21 protein-coding genes and 1 tRNA gene are annotated in these 20,766 nt (G+C 67.9%); 13 read left to right on the forward strand and 9 right to left on the reverse strand.

Annotated elements, in window-relative coordinates; genetic code table 11:
- Nucleotide 1 precedes the first annotated feature (1 nt).
- The 6 genes from bioF (at nucleotide 2) to KY496_RS18235 (ending at nucleotide 7,182) form a co-directional block, all read left to right on the forward strand.
- A complete protein-coding gene (gene bioF, locus KY496_RS18210; protein WP_005664282.1) occupies nucleotides 2-1,189 on the forward strand; it encodes an 8-amino-7-oxononanoate synthase in 1,188 nt (395 codons plus the stop codon).
- The gene (bioD, locus tag KY496_RS18215; protein ID WP_005664281.1) at nucleotides 1,186-2,034 is read left to right on the forward strand and encodes a dethiobiotin synthase; all 849 of its coding nucleotides are present in this window, start codon (nucleotides 1,186-1,188) and stop codon (nucleotides 2,032-2,034) included. The genes bioF and bioD overlap by 4 nt, the downstream gene beginning before the upstream one ends.
- Before the next feature lie 19 nt (nucleotides 2,035-2,053).
- Complete coding sequence (gene bioB, locus KY496_RS18220) at nucleotides 2,054-3,079, forward strand: biotin synthase BioB (protein WP_081589885.1); 1,026 nt, start codon at nucleotides 2,054-2,056, stop codon at nucleotides 3,077-3,079.
- A 77-nt stretch (nucleotides 3,080-3,156) separates the two neighbouring features.
- On the forward strand, nucleotides 3,157-5,169 hold the full coding sequence (locus KY496_RS18225; protein ID WP_219861888.1) for an acetyl/propionyl/methylcrotonyl-CoA carboxylase subunit alpha: 2,013 nt from the start codon (nucleotides 3,157-3,159) through the stop codon (nucleotides 5,167-5,169).
- Nucleotides 5,170-5,333: 164 nt separating this feature from the next.
- Entirely contained in the window at nucleotides 5,334-6,263 is a 930-nt protein-coding gene (locus tag KY496_RS18230; RefSeq protein ID WP_219861890.1) for a glyoxylate/hydroxypyruvate reductase A, read from the forward strand.
- Between the two features lies 1 nt (nucleotide 6,264).
- Complete coding sequence (locus KY496_RS18235) at nucleotides 6,265-7,182, forward strand: hydroxymethylglutaryl-CoA lyase (RefSeq protein ID WP_071361003.1); 918 nt, start codon at nucleotides 6,265-6,267, stop codon at nucleotides 7,180-7,182.
- 71 nt (nucleotides 7,183-7,253) lie between these two features.
- Here the strand turns inward: KY496_RS18235 and KY496_RS18240 are convergent.
- Nucleotides 7,254-7,330 (reverse strand) — tRNA-Pro (locus tag KY496_RS18240).
- A 105-nt stretch (nucleotides 7,331-7,435) separates the two neighbouring features.
- Between KY496_RS18240 and KY496_RS18245 the strand changes: the two genes are divergently transcribed.
- Nucleotides 7,436-8,050, forward strand: a complete 615-nt coding sequence (locus KY496_RS18245; RefSeq protein ID WP_219861891.1) for a hypothetical protein — start codon at nucleotides 7,436-7,438, stop codon at nucleotides 8,048-8,050.
- 4 nt (nucleotides 8,051-8,054) lie between these two features.
- Here KY496_RS18245 and rsmI read toward each other — a convergent pair whose 3' ends face one another.
- Nucleotides 8,055-8,960, reverse strand: coding sequence for a 16S rRNA (cytidine(1402)-2'-O)-methyltransferase (gene rsmI, locus KY496_RS18250; protein ID WP_005664275.1), 906 nt, complete (start codon nucleotides 8,958-8,960; stop codon nucleotides 8,055-8,057).
- 11 nt (nucleotides 8,961-8,971) lie between these two features.
- Between rsmI and KY496_RS18255 the strand changes: the two genes are divergently transcribed.
- The 5 genes from KY496_RS18255 (at nucleotide 8,972) to KY496_RS18275 (ending at nucleotide 12,563) form a co-directional block, all read left to right on the forward strand.
- Nucleotides 8,972-10,312: a penicillin-binding protein activator gene (locus KY496_RS18255; RefSeq protein WP_005664274.1), complete on the forward strand. Its 1,341-nt coding sequence runs from the start codon at nucleotides 8,972-8,974 to the stop codon at nucleotides 10,310-10,312.
- Between the two features lies 1 nt (nucleotide 10,313).
- A complete protein-coding gene (locus KY496_RS18260; RefSeq protein WP_005664273.1) occupies nucleotides 10,314-10,673 on the forward strand; it encodes a YraN family protein in 360 nt (119 codons plus the stop codon).
- Nucleotides 10,674-10,729: 56 nt separating this feature from the next.
- Nucleotides 10,730-11,326, forward strand: coding sequence for a phosphoheptose isomerase (locus KY496_RS18265; protein ID WP_005664272.1), 597 nt, complete (start codon nucleotides 10,730-10,732; stop codon nucleotides 11,324-11,326).
- The gene (locus KY496_RS18270) at nucleotides 11,319-11,963 is read left to right on the forward strand and encodes a BON domain-containing protein (RefSeq protein ID WP_005664270.1); all 645 of its coding nucleotides are present in this window, start codon (nucleotides 11,319-11,321) and stop codon (nucleotides 11,961-11,963) included. Before KY496_RS18265 ends, KY496_RS18270 begins: the two co-directional genes overlap by 8 nt.
- A gap of 72 nt (nucleotides 11,964-12,035) precedes the next feature.
- On the forward strand, nucleotides 12,036-12,563 hold the full coding sequence (locus KY496_RS18275; RefSeq protein ID WP_219861893.1) for a TlpA disulfide reductase family protein: 528 nt from the start codon (nucleotides 12,036-12,038) through the stop codon (nucleotides 12,561-12,563).
- 3 nt (nucleotides 12,564-12,566) lie between these two features.
- On the opposite strand, the gene KY496_RS18280 is transcribed toward KY496_RS18275, so the two are convergent.
- From KY496_RS18280 to KY496_RS18290, 3 genes are all read right to left on the reverse strand, one after another.
- Nucleotides 12,567-12,989, reverse strand: a complete 423-nt coding sequence (locus KY496_RS18280; RefSeq protein ID WP_143054479.1) for a PaaI family thioesterase — start codon at nucleotides 12,987-12,989, stop codon at nucleotides 12,567-12,569.
- Between the two features lie 83 nt (nucleotides 12,990-13,072).
- Nucleotides 13,073-15,088 carry a helicase-related protein gene (locus KY496_RS18285; RefSeq protein ID WP_005664266.1) on the reverse strand — a complete coding sequence of 672 codons (2,016 nt, stop codon included), beginning with the start codon at nucleotides 15,086-15,088 and terminating at the stop codon, nucleotides 13,073-13,075.
- A gap of 62 nt (nucleotides 15,089-15,150) precedes the next feature.
- Nucleotides 15,151-15,558, reverse strand: a complete 408-nt coding sequence (locus KY496_RS18290; protein WP_071360999.1) for a rhodanese-like domain-containing protein — start codon at nucleotides 15,556-15,558, stop codon at nucleotides 15,151-15,153.
- A 90-nt stretch (nucleotides 15,559-15,648) separates the two neighbouring features.
- On the opposite strand from KY496_RS18290, the gene ftrA reads away from it, so the two are divergent.
- Nucleotides 15,649-16,641, forward strand: coding sequence for a transcriptional regulator FtrA (ftrA, locus tag KY496_RS18295; RefSeq protein WP_219861895.1), 993 nt, complete (start codon nucleotides 15,649-15,651; stop codon nucleotides 16,639-16,641).
- Here ftrA and lipA read toward each other — a convergent pair.
- From lipA to KY496_RS18315, 4 genes are all read right to left on the reverse strand, one after another.
- The gene (gene lipA / locus KY496_RS18300; RefSeq protein ID WP_071360997.1) at nucleotides 16,638-17,630 is read right to left on the reverse strand and encodes a lipoyl synthase; all 993 of its coding nucleotides are present in this window, start codon (nucleotides 17,628-17,630) and stop codon (nucleotides 16,638-16,640) included. The two genes, ftrA and lipA, sit on opposite strands and share 4 nt — an antisense overlap.
- Nucleotides 17,631-17,654: 24 nt before the next feature.
- Entirely contained in the window at nucleotides 17,655-18,350 is a 696-nt protein-coding gene (gene lipB / locus KY496_RS18305) for a lipoyl(octanoyl) transferase LipB (RefSeq protein ID WP_005664261.1), read from the reverse strand.
- Nucleotides 18,351-18,468: 118 nt separating this feature from the next.
- Complete coding sequence (locus KY496_RS18310) at nucleotides 18,469-18,735, reverse strand: DUF493 family protein (RefSeq protein ID WP_005664257.1); 267 nt, start codon at nucleotides 18,733-18,735, stop codon at nucleotides 18,469-18,471.
- 47 nt (nucleotides 18,736-18,782) lie between these two features.
- Entirely contained in the window at nucleotides 18,783-20,699 is a 1,917-nt protein-coding gene (locus tag KY496_RS18315; RefSeq protein WP_219861897.1) for a DUF6600 domain-containing protein, read from the reverse strand.
- Nucleotides 20,700-20,766: the final 67 nt, after the last annotated feature.

Genomic DNA, 20,766 nt, shown 5'->3' on the forward strand with positions numbered 1-20,766 from the left:
CATGAACCTGATTGCCGCCATCGACCGCAAGCTCGACGCGCTCGCCGCCCACAGCCTGGTGCGCAAGCGTCGCGTGACCGACGGCGCCTGCGCGCCGCGCCAACGGGTTGACGATCGTATGCTGCTGGCCTTCTGCAGCAACGACTACCTCGGCCTGGCGTCGCATCCCGTGGTCATCGAAGCATTGCGCGCGGGCGCCACTTTGTACGGCGCCGGCAGCGGCGCCTCGCACCTGGTGTCGGGCCACGGCCGCGCCCACCACGTGCTGGAAGAGCGCCTGGCCGAGTGGATGGCGCCGCACCTGCAACAGGCGCGCGCGCTCACGCTGTGCACCGGCTATATGGCCAACCTCGCGATCCTGACCGCGCTGGGCCTGGATGCCGATGCGACGATCTTCTCGGAGGAGCTGAACCACGCCTCGCTGATCGACGGCGCGCGCCTGGCGAAGGCCGGCGTCACCGTTTATCCGCATGGCGACGTCGATGCGCTCGAGGCGCAACTGAAGGCCAGCACCGCCGCCACGAAAATCGTCGTCACCGACAGCGTCTTCAGCATGGACGGCAACCTGGCCCCGCTGCCGGCGCTGCTGGCCGTGTGCGAGCGTCACGGCGCCTGGCTGGTGGTCGACGACGCCCATGGCTTCGGCGTGCTGGGGACGAACGGCCGCGGCGCGCTCGAACACTTCGGCCTGCGCTCGCCCAACCTGGTGTATATGGGCACGCTCGGCAAGGCGGCCGGCGTCGGCGGCGCCTTCGTCGCCGCGCACGCCAGCGTCATCGAATTGCTGGTGCAGCGCGCCCGTCCCTACATCTACACCACGGCCTGCCCGCCGGCCCTCGCGCACGCCCTGCTCGCCAGCCTTGATATCATTGGCGGCGCCGAAGGAGAATCACGACGCGCCCACCTGGCGGGGCTGGTCAGGCAGTTGCGCGAGTCGCTGGATTTCCAACGTTGGAAACTGGCGGCGTCGACCACCGCGATCCAGCCCGTCATCATCGGCAGCAACGACGCCGCGCTGCGCGCCTCCGCCGCCCTGCATGAACAGGGCCTGTGGGTGCCGGCGATCCGCCCGCCGACCGTGGCGCCGGGCACGGCGCGCCTGCGCGTGACCTTGTCGGCCGCCCACGGCATCGACGACGTCGCGCAACTGGCGCAGGCGCTCAACAGACTGGAAAAGGCCGCACCATGAACAACCCGAACAACCTGAACGACAATGACGACCCGATCGCGGCGCCGCCCGCTGCGGTGCCAGAGGTCGACCTCCACGAGCCGGCTCATAGACCGGAACTTGAGCCAGAGCTCGAGGCGCGCGCCATCGACGGCCTGCCTTCGCGCTTCGCCTGCTTCGTCACCGGCACCGACACCGAGATCGGCAAGACCCTGGTCTCGAGCGCCATCCTGCACAAGCTCGCCGCCAGCGGCGTGCGCGCCTGCGGCATGAAGCCGGTGGCGGCCGGCGCCGAACTGCGCGACGGCGAACTGCATAACGACGACGCCGACATGCTGGTCGCTGCCGGCAACGTGCACCTGCCGTCGTCGATCACGACGCCGTATATGCTGCGCGAACCGGCGGCGCCGCACATCGCCGCCGCGCTGGAAAACGTCACCATCGAATCGGCGCCGATCATCGCCGCCTTCGCCGAGATCCAGGCCGCCTCCGACGCGGTCGTGGTCGAGGGCGTGGGCGGCTTCCGGGTGCCGTTCAACGACAACTTCGACAGCGCCGACCTGGCCGCGCAACTGAACCTGCCGGTGATCCTGGTGGTCGGCATGCGCCTGGGCTGCATCAGCCACGCCCTGCTCACGGTCGAAGCGATCGTGGCGCGCGGGTTGGTGCTGGCCGGCTGGGTCGCCAACACGGCCGACCCGAATATGAGGTTCGAGCAAGAGAACATCGAGGCGCTGGCACAGCGCATCCCGGCGCCGCTGCTGGGCCGCGTGCCGCGCCTGCAAACACCGACGGCCGCCGCGGCGGCCGAATTCATCGATCTCGCTGGACTGCCGGGATGGCCGTCCACGCGAGGCCAGTCCTGAAGGAACCACCATGTCCAATATGAACACCGTCGCCCTGCACCGCCCGGCGGCCCCGATCAAACCAGCGGAAAACGCCACCTGGCCGCTGGCCGACGTGCTCGCGCTGTTCGAGCTGCCATTCCCGGAACTGATGCACCGCGCCTCGACCCTGCACCGCGAATACTTCCCGGACGGCGACGTCGAACTGGCGACCCTGCTGTCGATCAAGACCGGCGGCTGCGAGGAAGACTGCGGCTACTGCCCGCAGGCGGCGCGCTACGACACCGGCGTCGAAGCCAAGAAGATCCTCGACATCGACACCGTGCTGGACGCGGCGCGCGCGGCGAAGGCCAGCGGCGCGACGCGCTTCTGCATGGGCGCCGCCTGGCGCAGCCCGAAGGAGCGCGACATGGAAAAGGTCGAGACCATGGTGCGCGAAGTGAAGGCGCTGGGCATGGAGACCTGCGCCACGCTGGGCATGCTCGAAGCCGGCCAGGCCGAGCAGCTGAAAAAAGCGGGCCTGGACTACTACAACCACAATATCGACACCGCGCCTGACTTTTACAACAACGTCATTTCGACCCGCGAATACCAGGACCGCCTGGACACGCTGGGCCGCGTGCGCGAAGCGGGCCTGAAGGTCTGCTGCGGCGGCATCGTCGGCATGGGCGAGACGCGCGAGCAGCGCGCCGGCCTGATCGCCCAGCTGGCCAACCTGAACCCGTATCCGGAATCGGTGCCGGTCAACCACCTGGTGCAGGTCGAGGGCACGCCGCTGCACGGCCTCGACAAGCTGGACCCGATCGAATTCGTGCGCACCATCGCGGTCGCGCGCATCACCATGCCGCAAGCGCGCGTGCGCCTGTCGGCGGGCCGTCGCGAGCTGGGCGAAGCGGTGCAGGCGATGTGCTTCATGGCCGGCGCCAACTCGATCTTCTACGGCGACAAGCTGCTCACCACCGACAATCCGGAAGCCGACGACGACCGCGTGCTGCTCGAGAAGCTGGGCCTCAAGACGCGCGCTGCCACGCTCGATTCGGTACAGAAGGAAGCTTGCGGCTGCTGATGCAGCACCCTGCGCGGCCGGGGAGACACGGCCGCGCCCACAATTCGTCCGAACAACCATAAGCGAAAGATAAGCGCATGTTCACCAAGATCCTCATCGCCAACCGTGGCGAAATTGCCTGCCGTGTCGCCGCCACCGCGCGCCGCATGGGTATTCGTACCGTCGCCGTGTATTCCGAGGCCGACGCCGGCGCCAAGCACGTCGCGGTGTGCGATGAGGCGGTCCTGATCGGCCCCGCGGCCGCCAAGGACAGCTATCTGCGTGGCAGCAAGATCATCGAGGTGGCCAGGGCCACCGGCGCCCAGGCGATCCATCCGGGCTACGGCTTCCTGTCCGAGAACGCCGAGTTCGCGGAGGCGGTGCAGGCCGCCGGACTGGTGTTCATCGGCCCGCCGGCTTCCTCGATGCGCGCGATGGGCTCGAAGTCGGCCGCCAAGCAGCTGATGGAGAGCGCCAACGTGCCGCTGGTGCCGGGCTACCATGGCGACGAGCAGAGTCCGGATTTACTGCATATGCAGGCCGACCGCATTGGCTACCCGGTGCTGCTCAAGGCCAGCGCCGGCGGCGGCGGCAAGGGCATGCGCGTGGTCGAGCGCTCGGAAGATTTCGAAGCCGCGCTGGCCTCGTGCAAGCGCGAGGCGATCTCCAGCTTCGGCGACGACAAGGTGCTGGTCGAGAAGTACCTGATCCGCCCGCGCCACATCGAGATCCAGGTCTTCGCCGACAGCTTGGGCAACTGCGTCTACCTGCACGAGCGCGACTGCTCGGTGCAACGCCGCCACCAGAAAGTGCTGGAAGAAGCGCCGGCCCCGGGCATGCCGGCGGACCGTCGCGCGGCCATGGGCGAAGCGGCGGTGAATGCCGCGCGCGCGGTCGGCTACGTCGGCGCCGGCACGGTGGAATTCATCGCCAACCAGGACGGTTCGTTCTACTTCATGGAGATGAACACCCGCCTGCAGGTCGAGCATCCGGTGACCGAGATGATCACCGGGACCGACCTGGTCGAATGGCAGTTGCGCGTCGCCTTTGGCGAGCCGCTGCCGAAGAAACAGCATGAACTCGGCATCCACGGCCACGCGATCGAGGCGCGCGTGTATGCCGAGAATCCCGAAAAAGGCTTCCTGCCGTCGATCGGCGCCTTGCGCCACATGGACGTGCCGCAGGCGGTGGCGTTCGAGCTCGGCGCGGATGCAATGCATCCCGCCGCCGTGCGCGTCGACTCCGGCGTGCGCGAAGGCGACGCGATCTCGCCGTTCTACGACCCGATGATCGCCAAGCTGATCGTCTGGGGCGCGGACCGCACGCAGGCGCTGGCGCGCATGTCGCAGGCGTTGGCCGAGTTCCGCATCGTCGGCCTGGCCACCAATATCGCCTTCCTGAAACGCCTGGTCGAAGGCGACGCGTTCGCTAGCGCCGACCTGGATACGGGTTTGATCGAGCGCAATCATTCCTCACTTTTCCCGCCACCGGCCCCGGCCCCGCTCGGCGCCCTGGCCCTGGCCGCGCTTGCGCTCATCGATAGCGAAACCGCGCACGGCGCCGCCAACGACGCCGACCCATGGAGCCAGGCCCGTGGCTGGCGCATGAATGGCGACTACCGCCGCACCCTGTCCTTCAGCGACGAGCACGGCGATTACCGTGTCGGTCTGACTTATCTCAATAGTGCGTGGGAAATTGACCTTGATAAGCAGAGCCAGCGCATCGAACTAATCTCGCGGAACGATGCCGAGCTGGCGCTGCGGCTGGGAGAGACCGCCGTGCATGGCTGCGTGCGCCGCGATGGCGACATGTTCCACGTGTTTAGCGGTGGCCGCCATCACACCCTGACGTACAATGACCCGATGGCACATGCCGGTGAGATTGAATCGGCGGGCGGTCGCCTGACGGCGCCGATGCCGGGCAAGGTGGTCGCAGTGCTGGCCCAGTCCGGCAAGGACGTCAAACAGGGCGAGCCGCTGGTGATCATGGAAGCAATGAAGATGGAACACACGATTTCCGCGCCGAGCGACGGCCTGGTGGAAGAAGTGCTGTACCAGGTCGGCGACCAGGTGGCGGATGGCGCGCCGCTGCTGGCCTTCAAGGCGGCGTAAGCAAGACCCATAAAGGGCACCTCGAAAAACCGTCGCGAGCGGCAGCAGTTTCGGGTGAGAAGCGCAGCTGTACTGGAGTACAGCGAGCATCGCAGACCGAAAATGCAACGCGCAGCAGGTTTTTCGAGGTGCCAGAACCACCCTGACAAAAACGAGGGGGAGACATGCGCATTGTCCTGTACCGGGGCGATGGCGTCATCGAGCCGTGGGAACGCGAGTTCTCGGCCGTGATGCCAGGCGTCGAGACGGTCACCTGGAAGGAGGGCCAGCTGTTGCCCCCTTGCGATTACGCGGTATTGTGGAACCCGGCGCCCGGCCTGCTGGCGCAGCTGGACGAGGTCAAGGCGATCTTCCTGATGGGCGCCGGCGTCGACGCCGTGCTCAAGTTCGGCGACACGCTGCCGCGCGTGCCGCTGGTGCGCCTGGGCGACGCGGGCATGGGCGTGCAGATGGCCGAGTACGTGGCGCACGCCGTGCTGCGCTACTTCAGGCGCTTCGACGAATACGAACAGCAGGCACGGCACGGCGCCTGGAATCCGCTGCCCCAGCATCCGAAAGAGTCGTTCACGATCGGCGTCATGGGACTGGGCAAGCTCGGCATGCCGGTGGTCGAGGCGATGCGCCATTTCGGCTTCCCGGTGCGCGGCTGGAGCCGCAGCCCGAAGGACATCCCCGGCGTGCCGACCTATGCCGGCATGGAGCAGCTCGACGATTTTTTACATGGCACGCGGGTGCTGGTATGCCTGCTGCCGCTGACCGCGGACACGACCAACCTGCTCGACCGCCACCGGCTGGGCAAGCTGGCGCCCGGCGCCTACCTGATCAACGTCTCGCGCGGCGCGATCCTGGCCGAGCCCGACCTGATGACGCTGATCCGCTCGGGGCACATCGCCGGCGCCACGCTCGACGTGTTCCGCCATGAGCCGCTGCCGGCCCCGCATCCGTTCTGGAACGAGCCGCGCATCGCCCTCACCCCGCATATCTCGGCGCTCACCATGCGCCTCGACGCCGTGCGCCAGATCGCCGCCAAGATCGGCGCCCTGGAAGACGGCGAACCGGTCGACGACCTGGTCGACCGCCAACTTGGATACTAAGATGAACCAGCCTGCATTGCCCACCAAAGTCAAGATCGTCGAAGTCGGCCCGCGCGACGGCCTGCAGAACGAGAAGGAAGCGCTGAGCGCCGACGTGAAAGTCGAACTGGTCGAGCGCCTGGCGCGCGCCGGCTTCGTCAACGTGGAAGCGGCCGCCTTCGTGTCGCCGAAATGGGTGCCGCAGATGGCGACCAGCGCCGAGGTGCTGGCGCGCATCGCGCGCCGGCCCGGCACCATCTATTCGGCGCTGGTGCCGAATATGCAGGGCTTCGAGGCCGCGCTTGCCGGCGGGGCCGACGAGGTGGTCGTGTTCGGCGCGGCCTCCGAAGCCTTCTCGCAAAAGAACATCAACTGCTCGATCGCCCAGTCGATCGCGCGCTTCGAGCCGGTGGCGCGCGCGGCGAAGGAACACGGCTTGCGCCTGCGCGGCTCGATCAGCACCGCCTTCGGCTGCCCCTACCAGGGCGAGGTGCCGCTGGACGCCGTCGGCGACGTGGTGGCGCGCATGCGCGACCTGGGCTGTGACGAGATCGACATCGCCGACACCATCGGCGTCTCGACCGCGCGCAAGACCCAGGCCGTGATGCTGCGCGCGGCGCGCGAATTCCCGATCGCCCAGCTGGCCGGCCACTTCCACGACACCTATGGCCAGGCGCTGGCCAACATCTATGCGGCGATGGAGGTGGGCGTGGCGATCTTCCACTCCTCGGTGGCCGGCCTGGGCGGCTGCCCGTATGCCAAGGGCGCGACCGGCAACGTGGCGACCGAGGACGTGCTGTACCTGATGCAGGGGCTGGGCATCGAGACCGGCGTGGATCTCGACCAGGTGGTCGATGCCGGCCTGTTCATCTCGCAGCAGCTGGGCCGCAAGAGCATCAGCCGCGCCGGCAACGCGATCGCGGCCAAGCGCGCCGGATGAATCGTCGGGGTGGACGGCACCCCACAACGAAAAAAGCCGACAACTCACGTTGTCGGCTTTTCTCTTAATGCTGGTCGGAGTACAAGGATTCGAACCTTGGACCCCCTGGTCCCAAACCAGGTGCGCTACCGGGCTGCGCTACACTCCGAAGAAGCGAGATAATATCGGTTTCGCGTGACCTGGTCAAGTTTTCGTTGCAAAATAGCGAGCTGGTAGTTTTCTGAAGTTAAGTTGAGGTATGTATGTCATGCATATGGCTCTGAACTTTGGCGACCCGGTCAGCCTGCAACGAGGCAACCGGCGCATCGTCATCGGCGTCGCGGTATCGATCGCGGTGCACGCATTATTCCTGCTGGCGTACCGGAATACGACGTTCAAGACCATGGAGATCGCGCCGGCCGAGCCGACGGTGCTGTCCGTCATGATCGCCCCTCCGGCGCCGCCACCGCCACCACCCGCGCCGGAAATCGTTCGTCCCCCGGCGCCAGCCCCGAGCGCCCCCAGCGCCCCCGCTGCACCACGCACGACCCAGCCTGCGCCACCACAAGCCGTGATCGCGGTCCCGGAAAGTTCACGCACCGGGCCCGATCCGTTCGTCGTACAACAGGAAGAAACCGTGGAACCAGCGCCGAAGTTCGACATGAACGCGGCGCGCGCGGTGGCGCGCGCGAATGCCCACCTGCGCGACCCGTCGAAGGAAGGCACGGCGCTGGCGCAATTCCCCGAGCCGGCGCTGCAGACCGAATCGAAGCTGGCGCGCGGCATCCGCGAAGCCAAGCGGCCCGATTGCAAGGACGGCCTTCCGGGCGGGCTGCTGGCGCCGATTTATTTACTGATGGAGAAAAAGGATTCGGGCTGCAAGTGGTAAGCCGTCATTCACCCTTGATCTGCAGCGCACGCTCGTAGAGCGCATTCTTCTTGCGCCCCGTGATCTGCGCCGCCAGGTTCGCCGCCTGCTTCACGCTGCACTCGCTCAACAGGATCTGCAGCACGCGCTCGGCCTCGGCATCTTCGGCGTCCGTGGCTTCGACGGCGCCGGCCACCAGCACCACGAATTCGCCGCGCTCGCGGTGCTGGTCGGCCGTGACCCAGGCGCGCGCATCCTTCAGTTCGCAGCGGTGCACTTCCTCGAACATCTTGCTCAGCTCGCGGGCGAACACCACCTGCCGGGTCGGCTCGAAAGCCGCCGCCAGCGCCTCGACGCAATCGACGATGCGATGCGGCGCCTCATAGAACACCAGGGTCGAGGTCTCGCGCGCCAACGGCGCCAGCGCCGCCTCGCGGCCCTTGGCCTTGGCCGGCAGGAAGCCGACGAAGTGGAAGCGGTCGTTCACCAGGCCGCTGGCCGACAGCGCCGCGATCGCGGCCGAGGGACCCGGCAGCGGCACCACGTTCAGGCCCGCGCTGCGCACCGCATCGACGATGCGCGCGCCGGGATCGGACACGCCCGGCGTGCCGGCGTCGGACACCAGCGCCACGCGTTGTCCGGCGCGCAGGCGCTCGACGATTTTCTCGGCCACTTCGCGCTCGTTGTGCTGGTGCGCGGCGATGGTCGGCTGGGACAGGCCGAAGCGCTGCAGCAGCGCACCGGTCTTGCGCGTGTCCTCGCAGGCGACCACGTCGCTGAGGGCCAGCAGGTGTAAAGCACGCAGGGTGATGTCGGTGACGTTGCCGATCGGAGTAGCCACGACGTACAGCGTTGCGGTAGGATAGGACTGCTGGGCCGCCTCGCCCATGACGGGAAGTCGGGCGATGTCGATGGTCTGCTGATCTGTCATAAAGGGTTCCGATGCTGAAGAAAAAAAATCTACCGGGCTTGCTCGCGGCCGCCGTCATTACACTCTTGGCAGGCTGCGGCAGCACGCCGCTGCCTCCCGATACCGGTTGCGGCATGCCAGGCGGAGTGTGCGGTCCTGCGACGCCGGTGACGAATGCGCCGCCACCGGCGCCAGCTTACACGCCGCCGCCGCGCGAAGAAAGTGGCGTACAGACCAATCCGGTCGAACTGCCGCCGAGCGCCGGCGGCGGCCCGCGCGCCGCGGCGCCATCGTCGGCGCCGTACAGCGGCCCGGCCGTGCGCGTGGCGCTGCTGCTGCCGCTCGAGTCGCAGGCGCTGGCCCAGCCGGCCGAAGCGGTGCGCGCCGGCTTCATGGCCGCCCACGACCAGCAGCGCGAAGGCGTCACCGTCAACCTGGTGCCCACCGGCGACTCGACGCAGGCCGCGCTCGACGCCTATCGCGGCGCGGCCGAGCAGAACGATATCGTGGTCGGTCCGCTGGCGCGGTCCGCCGTGGCGGCCCTGGCCACCAGCGGCGCGGTCAACAAGCCGACCATCGCCCTGAACCACCCGCAAGTCAATTCCCCGCTGCCGCGCCAGATGCTCGTCATCGGCCTGTCGCTCGAAGACGAAGCGCGCCAAGTGGCCGAGTGGGCCGCGAGCGAGCAGCCGGTCGGCCAGGCCCTGGTGCTGACCGGCCGCGCCGCCTGGCAGCAACGCCTGTCGGGCGCCTTCAGCCAGCGCTGGGCCGAACTGGGCCGCATGCACGCGACGGTCGAACTGCCGGCCGAAGGCGGCTACGTCGACGGCAATGCGCTGGCCGAGCTGCGCGCCCGTTTGTCGGCCGAGCCGCCGCAGCTGGTGTATGCCGCCCTCGACGCCAACGGCCTGCGCCAGGTGCGCATGGCGATCGGCACCTCGCTGCCGACCTATGGCACCGCCTCGGTCAATCCGGGCCTCGACATGTCCAGCGTGCCGGCCGAACTGGTCGGCGTGCGCTTCCTCGACCTGCCCTGGACCGTGCAGCCCGACCATCCGGCCGTCGCCGGCTATCCGCGCTGGAGCAATGGCGGCCAGGGGCTCGATCCGCAGCGCCTGTACGCGCTCGGCATCGACGCCTACCGCATCGCGCGCGAACTGGCGCAACGCCCCACCGGCGCGTTCGAACTCGATGGCGCCACCGGCCGCCTGTCGGTGAACGTCGGCCAGGGCGATCGCGCCTTCCGCCGCGTCGAGACCGGCGTCGTGGTGCGCGACAATGGCCCGACTGAAGAAATCCTCACCGACGATGCCGGCGGCGACAGCCTTCCGCGCCCGCGCCGCGTGTTCGAACCGGTCGCGACCGGTTTATGAAATGTGGCCCTTGCGCCTGTCCCGACGGCAGGCCCAGGGCCGGGAATGGGAACGCGCCGCCCTCGATTACTTAAAACACCATAAACTGTCCCGGGTCGAGGAGAATTTTCGCTGCAAGGGCGGCGAGATCGACCTGATCATGCGCGATGGCGCAACCCTGGTGTTCGTCGAGGTGCGCCAGCGCGCCGACCGCGCACACGGCGGCGCCGCCGCCAGCATCACCCCTGCCAAGATCCACCGCCTGGTCTGTGCGGCGCAAGTCTATCTGTTGCGTTTTCCCGTCACTCCTCCCTGCCGTTTCGACCTGGTCGCCATCGATGGCGAGCATATCGAATGGTTGCGGAACATCATTGAAGTGTAAGCAATTTTTACTGCGCTTGCTCAGGTGGGGTTGCCGCTGCACTATAATCCTCGGCTATGAATACTCAACGCATCCTCGCTCACTTCCAGGAGAGCGCCGACCTGAAGATGAAGTCGGCCGCCACCCTGGCTCCTTCCATTTCGGCGGCGGTAGAACTCATGTTCAGCGCCCTCTCCAACGGCAACAAGATCCTGGCCTGCGGCAACGGCGGTTCGGCCGCCGACTGCCAGCACTTCGCGGCCGAGCTGGTCGGCCGTTTCGAGCGCGAGCGCTTCCCGCTGCCGGCGATCGCCCTGACCACCGACACCTCGATCCTGACCGCGGTCGGCAACGACTACAGCTTCAAGGAGATCTTCTCGAAGCAGGTGCAGGCATTCGGCCAGGCGGGCGACATCCTGCTGGCGATTTCGACCTCGGGCAACTCGGCCAACGTGCTGGCCGCGGTCGAGGCGGCCCTGGAGCGCGAGATGCGCATCGTGGCCTTCACCGGCAAGGACGGCGGCCAGTTGGGCAAGCTGCTGACCGACGCCGACGTGCACATCAACGTCCAGCATGCGCGCACCGCGCGCATCCAGGAAGTCCACCTGTGCGCCATTCACTGCATCTGCGACGGCATCGACGTCGCGCTGTTCGGAGGAGACGAGAATGCGTAACACCCGCCGGCCCATGGCCGCGCTATTGACCAAAGTCGTGCTGGGCACCGCCCTGGCGGCATCGCTGTCGGGCTGCTTCGGCCTGATCGTCGGCGCCGGCGTGGCCGGCGCCGTGTCCACGGTCGACCGCCGCACGCTGGGCGCCCAGACCGAGGACAAGTCGATCACGGTCAAGGCCGAGCTGGAAATGCGCAAAGTCACCGGCGATGCCGGCAACGTCAACGTCACCAGCTTCAACCGCCGCGTGCTGCTGACCGGCGAAGTGCGCGACGAAGCCATGAAGCAGGCGGCCGAGCGCGAAGTGCGCAAGATCGCCAACGTGGTGTCGGTCATCAACGAGCTGGCGGTCTCCGGTTCGTCGAGCTACACCTCGCGCTCGAACGACGCGCTGATCACCACCAAGGTCAAGACCAGCCTGGTCGACATGAAGACCGTGTCGGCGATCTCGTTCAAGGTCACCACCGAACGCGGCGTGGTCTACCTGATGGGCCTCGTCACTCCGCGCGAAGGCAATATCGCCGCCGATGTCGCCAAGGGCGTCTCGGGCGTCACCCGCGTGGTGAAGATCTTTGAATACATCAACGAAGAAGATCCGCGCGTGCGGCAGAACAGCCCGGCGCAGGCTTCGCTGGATTAAACAAGGCCTTCATCAGCCCACCAGAAGCGGCAGGACTATAATGGTCCTGCCGTTTTTTCATATCGACCGACCATGACCGCTCCCACGCATTCATCCGCTACCCGTTCCTGGTTCAAGCCCGCCGCCATCGGCGCCGTGGTGCTCGCCCTGGCCGGCATCGGCTACGCCTCGTTCAGCAACACCACACAGGCGCCGGACGTCACCTTCATCAGCATCGCCGGAGAAAAGATCAGCACCCAATCCTTGCGCGGCAAGGTCGTGATGGTCAACTTCTGGGCTACTTCCTGCGTCACCTGCGTCAAGGAGATGCCGGACATGGTCGCGACCTACAACAAGTACAAGGACCAGGGCCTGGAATTCGTCGCGGTCGCGATGCAGTACGACCGCCCCGACTACGTGCTGAACTTCACCGAGCAGCGCAAGCTGCCGTTCAAGGTAGCGCTGGATTCGGCCGGCGACATCGCGCGCCAGTTCGGCGACGTCACCCTGACCCCGACCACCTTCCTGATCGACAAAGAGGGCCGCATCCTCAAGACCTATGTGGGCGAGCCGGACTTCGCGGCCGTCCACAAGCTGATCGAGAAGGAACTGGCCGGCTGAGGCTCAGGCTTTCGGATACAGGATCATCTGGGTGCAGCGGAACAGGGCGATGGTCTTGCCGCTGGCCTGGTCCGTGACGGTGGCGTCCCACACCTGCGTGGTGCGGCCCAGGTGCACCGCGGTGGCGGTGCAGGCCAAGGTGCCTTCGCGCGCGGTGCCCAGGTGGTTCGATTTCAGTTCGATGGTGGTGAAATTCTGGGCGCCTTCCGGCAGGTTGCTGACGCAGCCATAGCCGGCGCAGGTGTCGGCCAGGGTGACCACGCTGCCGGCGTGCAGGTAGCCATTGGGCGCCAGCAGCTGCGGCTCGACCTTCATCTCGGCGGACAGCTTGCCGGGGCTGACGTCAGTGATGCGGATGCCCAGGTGGCCAGGGAGGAACTTGGCGCCGAACTCGTTGAAGGCTTCCGGGGTGTACTTGGTATTCACGTGTGTCTCGATGTTGTTGTAAAAAACGGCATCGTACACCGGGATCGTTCCACCGGGTCGAGTGATGCTTCTACTCGGCCGGCTCAACGGCGCTTGGCGCCACCCTGTCGTCCGCCCTGCTTGCCTCCCTGCTTGCTCCCCTGGCGCCTGCGCGCCGCCGAATTCTGCTGCTGCAGCATCGCGTCGACCCGCTCCGACGCCTCGCGCGCCAGCTCCTGGGCCAGCTCGATGCTCGGGAAGTATTCCGGCTCGCGGTAGCCCAGCCAGGCATAGGCCGAATACACGCGGCAGGTGTCCTCGACCTCTTGCAGGTTCATGTAGAACAGGTGCTGCGGATTCGGGTTCGGCTGCAGCTTGACCACCTTCTTCTTGGCCAGCGAAAGCGCCCAGTGTTCCCAGGCGCTTTGCAGCACCGGCACGCGGCTCGAGATCGGCACCAGCGACAGCATGAATTTTTCCGCCACCGACAGCGGCAGCGTGTCGAGCCATTCGGCGCGCTCGTTCTGCTCCTCGGTGATGCGCGGGTAGAAGAAGCCGTCCGGCACGTCGATATTGTGCACGAAGCGTTTCAGGAGCTTGACCAGCGAGGTCTCGCCGGTCACCGCCGCGATGCGGTGCAGCTGCTCGAGCGACGGCGCGACCGCGAAGCCGGTGGCGGCCACCGGCGGGATCTTTTCCTTCATCAGCGCGCGCATCACCTGGTGGGTGTCGTCGTCGTAGCCGGCGACGAAGCCCTCCTCGTGCACGCCGTAGCGCCCTGCCCGGCCCGCGATCTGCTTGGCCAGCGCCGCCGGGATCTCTTCTTCCTCATAGCCGTTGTACTTGACCGTGGTGGTCATCACGATGCGCGCGATCGGCATGTTCAGGCCCATCGCCAGCGCGTCGGTGCCGACCACGATGTCGGCCTGCCCTTCGCGGAAGCGCTCGGCCTGGGCCCGGCGCACCTCGGGCGACAGGTTGCCGTAGACCGTCGCCACCGACAGGCCCTTCTCGGTGATCATGTCGCGCCACATCAAGACCTCGCGCCGCGAAAAGCAGATCACGGCGTCGCCGCGGCGCAGGTTCGACAGCTTGCGCACGCTGGACGGCTCCATCGACAATGGCCCCATGCGCTTGAGCACATGGACTTCGAGCGGCACTTCCAGGCGCTCGGCCAGCGCCTCGATCGCGCGCCGCGCTTCCGGCGCGCCGACCAGGTACACGACGTTCGCCGGCGCTCCGACCACGGCGGTGGTCCAGGCCGCGCCGCGGTCGCGGTCGGCCAGCATCTGGATCTCGTCGATCACCGCGACTTCCACCGGCGTCTTCGTGTCGAGCATCTCGACCGTGCTGGCGACGTGGGTCGCGCCTTCTTCCAGGCGGCGTTCCTCGCCGGTGATCAGGCTGACCTTGATCGGCTCGCCGTGCGGACGGGCGGCCTGCAGGCGCTCGTAGTTTTCCAGCGCCAGCAGGCGCAGCGGCGCCAGATACACGCCGCTGCCGGCCTTGGCGAGCGCTTCCATCGCGCGGTGGGTCTTGCCCGAGTTGGTGGGCCCCAGCAGGGCGATGAACTTGCGCTGCATGCGGCTGGCCACCTCGAACGAGCGCGGATACTCGGCCAGGTTGATGCTTTCCTTGGTGCGCGCCGCATGGCGCTCTTCCTCTTCGCGCTCGACCGCGTGGGTCAGGCGCTGCGAGATGCGCTGGAACACGTACTCGGCCGGCTCGGACGTTTCCAGCTCGTCGAGCACGTCGAGAAACAGCATCGGGTCCCAGCCGAACTGGTCGGCATCCTCGGCGATGTCGCGCACGAATTCCTCGGCTTCGAGGTGCAGGCGCTGCAGGTCTTTCTGGTCGGTGCGTTCCTCGACCAGCTCGCGCCGCGCCAGCAAGTCCATCTTGCGCCACTTGCTCGGCTTGGCCAGCACGCCGCGCGCCGGCACCAGGCGGTAGGGCACGCGCAGGCCTTCGTACTGCACCTCGCCGGAAAAGCGCAGGAACACGCGGCCTTCGAGCTTGACCAGCTCGATGCCGCGCGCGGCCAGGCCGAGTTCGCGCTCGAGGAAGGCGTCGTCGTTCTCGAGGTTGTCGGAAGAAAGATTGTCGTGGTGGTTGCTCATGAGTGAATGCGTCAGAATCGCTTGCCGCCACTATAGCGCGTAAGCGGCCGACGCATTGTCCGTCAGGCGCCCCCGTCTTTCACGAGCGCATAGCCTTCATCGACCCAGCCCGTGACGCCGCCAATCATCAGCTTGACCGGCCGCCCCAGCCCCGCCAGGCGCGCGGCGCCGCGGTGCGCGCCATTGCAATGCGGGCCGGCGCAGTAGACGACGAACAGCGTGTCCATCGGATAATCGCGCAGCTTGACCTCGACCAGCTTCGCGTGCGGCATGTTCAGGGCGCCCGGCACGTGGCCGGCCGCGTACAGCGCGGGACCGCGCACGTCGAACAGGACGAAGTCGGGCTGGCCGCCCTCGAAGGCCGCATGCACGTCGGCGCAGTCGGTCTCGTATTCGAACGCCGCGCTGAAATGCGCCAGCGCCCTGTCGCTCGGCGCCGCCGGAACCGCGGAAACGGGTGAAGTCATCATGGTTGCTCCTCGTTGAAAGAGCCTGCAGTGTGGCAGCGAACGAGGGGCCGGGGCAGGTGGCGGGACGACAGAAACTGGTAACATCGCGCCATGCCCCACCATGTCGCCATCCTCGCCTACGACGGCCTGTGCACCTTCGAATTCGGCTGCGCGGTGGAGCTGTTCGCCCTCGAGCGGCCGGAGCTCGGCGTGCCCTGGTACACGCATGCGGTGTGCGCCGTGGACCCCGGACCGCTGCGCGCGATGGGCGGCTTGAGCGTCGTCGCGCCGCACGGCCTGGAGGCGCTCGACGCCGCCGACACGATCGTCATCCCCGGCTGGCGCGACGCGGCGGAGCCGCCGCCGCCAAGCCTGGTCGACGCGCTGCGCCGCGCCGAAGCCCGCGGCGCGCGGCTGTGCGCGATCTGTTCCGGCAGCTTCGTGCTGGCCCATGCCGGCCTGCTGGACGGCCGCAGGGCGACCACCCACTGGCGCTATCTCGAGCGGCTCGCGGCAAGCTTCCCGCAAGTAGAAGTGGAGCAGGGCGTGCTGTACGTGCAGGACGGCCGCATCGTGACCTCGGCCGGTTCCGCCGCCGGCCTGGACATGCTGCTGCACGTGGTGCGCAGCGACTTCGGCGCCGAGCTGGCCAGCCGCGTGGCGCAGCGCCTGGTGATCCCGGCCCACCGCGACGGCGACCAGGCCCAGCTCGTGGCGCGTCCGCTGCCGCCGGGCGAGCGCAATGCGATCGCGCAGCTGATGGATTGGGTAAGAGAAAACGTGCGCGCGGGGCACACGGTGGAGTCGATGGCGGCCCGGGCGCGAATGGGCACGCGCACCTTCCAGCGCCGCTTCAAGGACGTCACCGGCGTAACGCCGCTGGCCTGGCTGGTGCGCGAACGGGTCGCGCTGGCGGAACGGCTGCTGGAAACGAGGCCGGGGCTAACCATCGACGCCGTCGCCGACCTGGCCGGCCTGGGGTCGGCCGAATCGCTGCGGCGGCACTTCAGGAACCATGGCCTGCCGCCGCCGGCACGCTGTCGCCGGCTGGGCAGGGCGGCTGCCGGGGCAGCCGAAGTGGCCGGGCTGGCCGGGCTGGCTTAGGCGGCGACGCCCGCCTCGTGCGCCTGCTGGTCGGCGTGGTACGACGAACGCACCATCGCGCCCACGGCGGCGTGCACGAAGCCCATCTCATACGCCTTTTCTTCGAACATCTTGAAGACATCAGGATGCACGTAGCGGCGCACCGGCAGGTGCGAATTGGTCGGCGCCAGGTACTGGCCGATGGTCAGCATGTCGATGTCGTGCTCGCGCATGTCGCGCATGACTTCGAGGATCTCTTCGTCGGTCTCGCCCAGGCCGACCATCAGGCCCGACTTGGTGACCGCGCTCGGGTACATCTTCTTGAAGTCGCGCAGCAGGACCAGCGAGTGCTTGTAGTCGGCGCCAGGACGCGCTTCCTTGTACAGGCGCGGCACGGTTTCCAGGTTGTGGTTCATCACGTCCGGCAGGCCGTCGGCGAAGATGTTCAATGCTTTTTCGAGGCGGCCGCGGAAATCCGGCACCAGCACTTCGATCTTGGTGTTGGGCGACAGCGCGCGGGTCTTCTGGATGCACTCGACGAAGTGGCCGGCGCCGCCGTCGCGCAGGTCGTCGCGGTCGACCGAGGTGATCACGACGTAGGACAGGCGCAGGTCGGCGATGGTCTTGGCCAGGTTGCCCGGCTCATTCACATCCAGCGGATCCGGGCGGCCGTGGCCGACGTCGCAGAACGGGCAGCGGCGGGTGCACTTGTCGCCCATGATCATGAAGGTCGCGGTGCCCTTGCCGAAGCATTCGCCGATGTTCGGGCAGCTGGCTTCCTCGCACACCGTCACCAGCTTGTTGGCGCGCAGGATGTCCTTGATTTCGTAGAAGCGCGACGAGGCGGTGGCGGCCTTGACGCGGATCCAGTCCGGCTTTTTCAGGCGCTCGACGTCCGCGATCGGCACGATCTTGATCGGGATGCGCGACGTCTTGCTGGCGCCTTTCTGCTTTTCGCTGGCGTTGTAGGCGGATGCGGAGGCGATGCCGGTGTCGATTTCGGAAGTCATTTGGCTCGTTGCCCCAGAAGGGCGTCAGTTGGTTTGTTCGGTTGGGACACTGTCTGGCACGGGCGACTGGCCGAGATGCCCGGTCAGGGCCCTGGCCAGCGCCTGCTGGACATCGGCCAGCGGCGCCTCGACGCCCATGGTGCGCATGTCGACCGTGGCCAATCCCGAATAGCCGCACGGGTTGATCCAGGTAAACGGGGCCAGGTCCATGCCCACGTTCAGCGATACGCCGTGATAGGTGCAGCCGTTGCCGCGCACCTTGAGGCCGAGCGCGGCGATCTTGGCGCCCTTGCGCGGGCCCTCGGCGATATAGATGCCGGGCGCGCCGGCGATGCGCTCACCGGCCAGATTATACGCCCCTAATACATCGATGACCGCCTGTTCGATTTTTTCCACGAACTGGCGCGCATACAGCTTGCCGCCCGGCTTGTTGCGGCGCAAGTCCATCAACAGGTAGATCACGACCTGGCCGGGGCCGTGGTAAGTGACCTCGCCGCCGCGGTCGGTCTGGACCACCGGCACGCCGTGCGGCGCCAGCACGTGGCCCGGATCGGCGCCCAGGCCCAGCGTGAACACGGGCGGGTGCTCGACGATCCACAATTCGTCCCGGGTCTCGGGCGTGCGCGCGTCGGTGAAGGCGCGCATGGCGGCGAAGGTGGGTTCGTAGTCGGCGCGGCCGAGTTCACGGACGAGCGGCGCGGCGGGGTGGATCGAAGACATGGAATCGGGGGCGAGGCATCGGGCCATAGTATGGACAGCCCCGTCATTATAAGCCAGCACGATGGGGCGTGCCTGCCGAACAGGCAGCCTGCCCCGTTGACGAGATGGCAAGCCGCCCTTACAGGACCATCTTGACCATCGGGTGGGTCGACAGGGTGCGGTACACCTCGTCCAGCATCTCGCGGCTGGTGGCGGTGACGGTGACGGTCAGGCCGGTGTAGTTGCCCTTGGCCGAAGGACGGGTTTCCAGCTTGCCTTCATGGAAAGTCGGATCCAGCTGGGTCACCAGCGCGACGATGGTGGGAGCGAAATCGATATGGGTCGCGCCCATCACCTTGATCGGGAATTCGCTCGGGTATTCGATGAGGGATTCTTTCGGGTCCATGACTAATCCTGTGTAAATGCGCATTGTAGCCAATGCCGGCGTTTTCCTCAGCGTTCCTGAATTTGCCGGCCGCGCGCATCCGTATGGGCGCGCTGCTCGCCGCCGCCGCGCGGGGTGAAGGCCGGCGCGGACGGTTGCGGGCGCGGCGCGGTCGGGGCGACCATCTGCGGCGGCGGGGCGGGCCGTGGCGGCGGCGCGGCAACCATGTGCGGCGGCGGACGCACGTCGGGCCGCGGCATCGGTCGCGGTTCGGGGCGAGCAAACGCCGGCGCCGGAGTGGGCGCCATGGCCGGCGGGCGCTGCTGCTGCAGTTGCTGGCCGCGTTCGGCCCGCTCGCGCATGCGTTCGCGCTGCTCGCGTTCGCGCTCGGCGTGGCGCCCGAAACTCATGCGGTCGGCCTGCATGCGGTTGTCCAGGTCGCGCTGCATGCGGTCGCGCTCTTCCTGCTGGCGCACGACGCGCTCCTGCTGCTGCAAGCGTTCGCGCGACAGGCGCTCGTTGCTCTCGCGCTGGCGCGCCATCGGGTCCGTCCCGAGGCGGCCGCGATCCTGCACGAAGCCGTCGCGCGTCACCTGGCCGGTCTCCAGGCGCTGGCGCACCTCGCGCCGCTCGAGCAGGTCGCGCCGTTCGTTGTTCCCACGGTTCCAGTCGGCGCGCGCCACCAGCGGCGGCGGCGGGGCGCTGCCCGGTCCGCGCGGCAGCGCGAAGTTCGCGCGGTCGGGGCGCGGCGCGCGCGGCACGACCACCGGCCCGCGACCGCCGAAGTGCTCGCGCGGCACCACGGTCAGGCCCTGGTGTCCCGGCCGCTGCTGGGCCGCGCGGCGGGTGGCGTGGCGCCAGTCGTTCAGGCGCCGCAGGCGCTCGCTGGACAGGCGGTAGCCGGGCACGTAGCGGTCGTAGGGGCTGAGCGGATACCAGCCATGCGCGTGCAGGTCGTGCGAGGCGAAGCCGACGCTCCAGTTGCCGCCGCCGACCCAGCCGACCAGCGCCGGCGACCATACCGGCCGCCGCTCGAGACGGCCCGGGGCCCAGGCCCAACGGTTGCGCACCTGCACCCAGCGGCCGTAGTGGAAGGGCGCATAGCCCCATGGCGCATTGTCGACCCAGGTCCAGCCCCACGGCGCGATATAGCTCCACTGGCCGTCACGGTAGGGCGTCCAGTCGGATGCCACCACGGTGGGCGTCCACAGGCTGCCGTAGTCGGAGTGGGTGCTCCAGCTGCCGTAGCGGTCGAGCTCTTCGTAGCCGGTCATCTCGGTGCCGATGTGGCGCGACGACTGCCCGGCCACCAGCGCCTGGTCGCGCGTGAGGGCCCAGTCGTCGAATTCGTCGCGCCGCGCCTGGCGCGTGCTCACGTCCTCGTCGCGTACCTCGGCGCTGCGGCCGGCGCGCACGGTGAGGCTGGCGCCGGCGCCGTCGACCTGGGCCTCGCCATCGAGCACGCTCACCAGGCTGGTGTCGGGCACGCGGTCGGCGTCCACGCGCAGGCGGCCCGGCTGGGTCAGGCGCACGGTCGCCTGGGCCGTGCGCAGTTCGAACTCGGGCGCCACCTCGCTGTTCATGACGCGGATGCTGGCGCTGCCGAAGTGCAGGCGCAGGCGCAGGCTGTCGTCGTCCAGTTCGGTGAACTCGAGCGAGCTGTCGCCGTCCAGGCGGATCGAGGTGGAGCCGATGCGGATCTCGGTGCGGGCGCCGGGCGAAGTCGTGACGAGGTTGCGCGTGGTGACCGGCCAGTTGACCACGGCGGCGGCGCTCTCGGCGCCGACGTCACCGCCGATCTCGACCTGGCCCTGGACCAGGGAAACGCGGCCCACCCGGCCCGGCGGCTCGGTTTCCATGACGCCGTTGCCGGTCGCTTCGACCTGCCCTGGCGGATCGGTCTGCAGCACGGTCTGCGCGGACGCGCAGGTGGAAATCGCAGCCAGGGCGAGCAGGGCGGCGGTATGGACGAGGCGATGGGTCATGACATGCTCCAGGATGGAACGCGGACGGGGTGGTTCAGCCTCATTACAACGCTCGAGCTCCCACGCG

Origin of the sequence: Massilia sp. NP310 (assembly GCF_019443485.1) — a bacterium.
GTDB classification, from domain to species: Bacteria; Pseudomonadota; Gammaproteobacteria; order Burkholderiales; family Burkholderiaceae_D; genus Telluria; species Telluria timonae.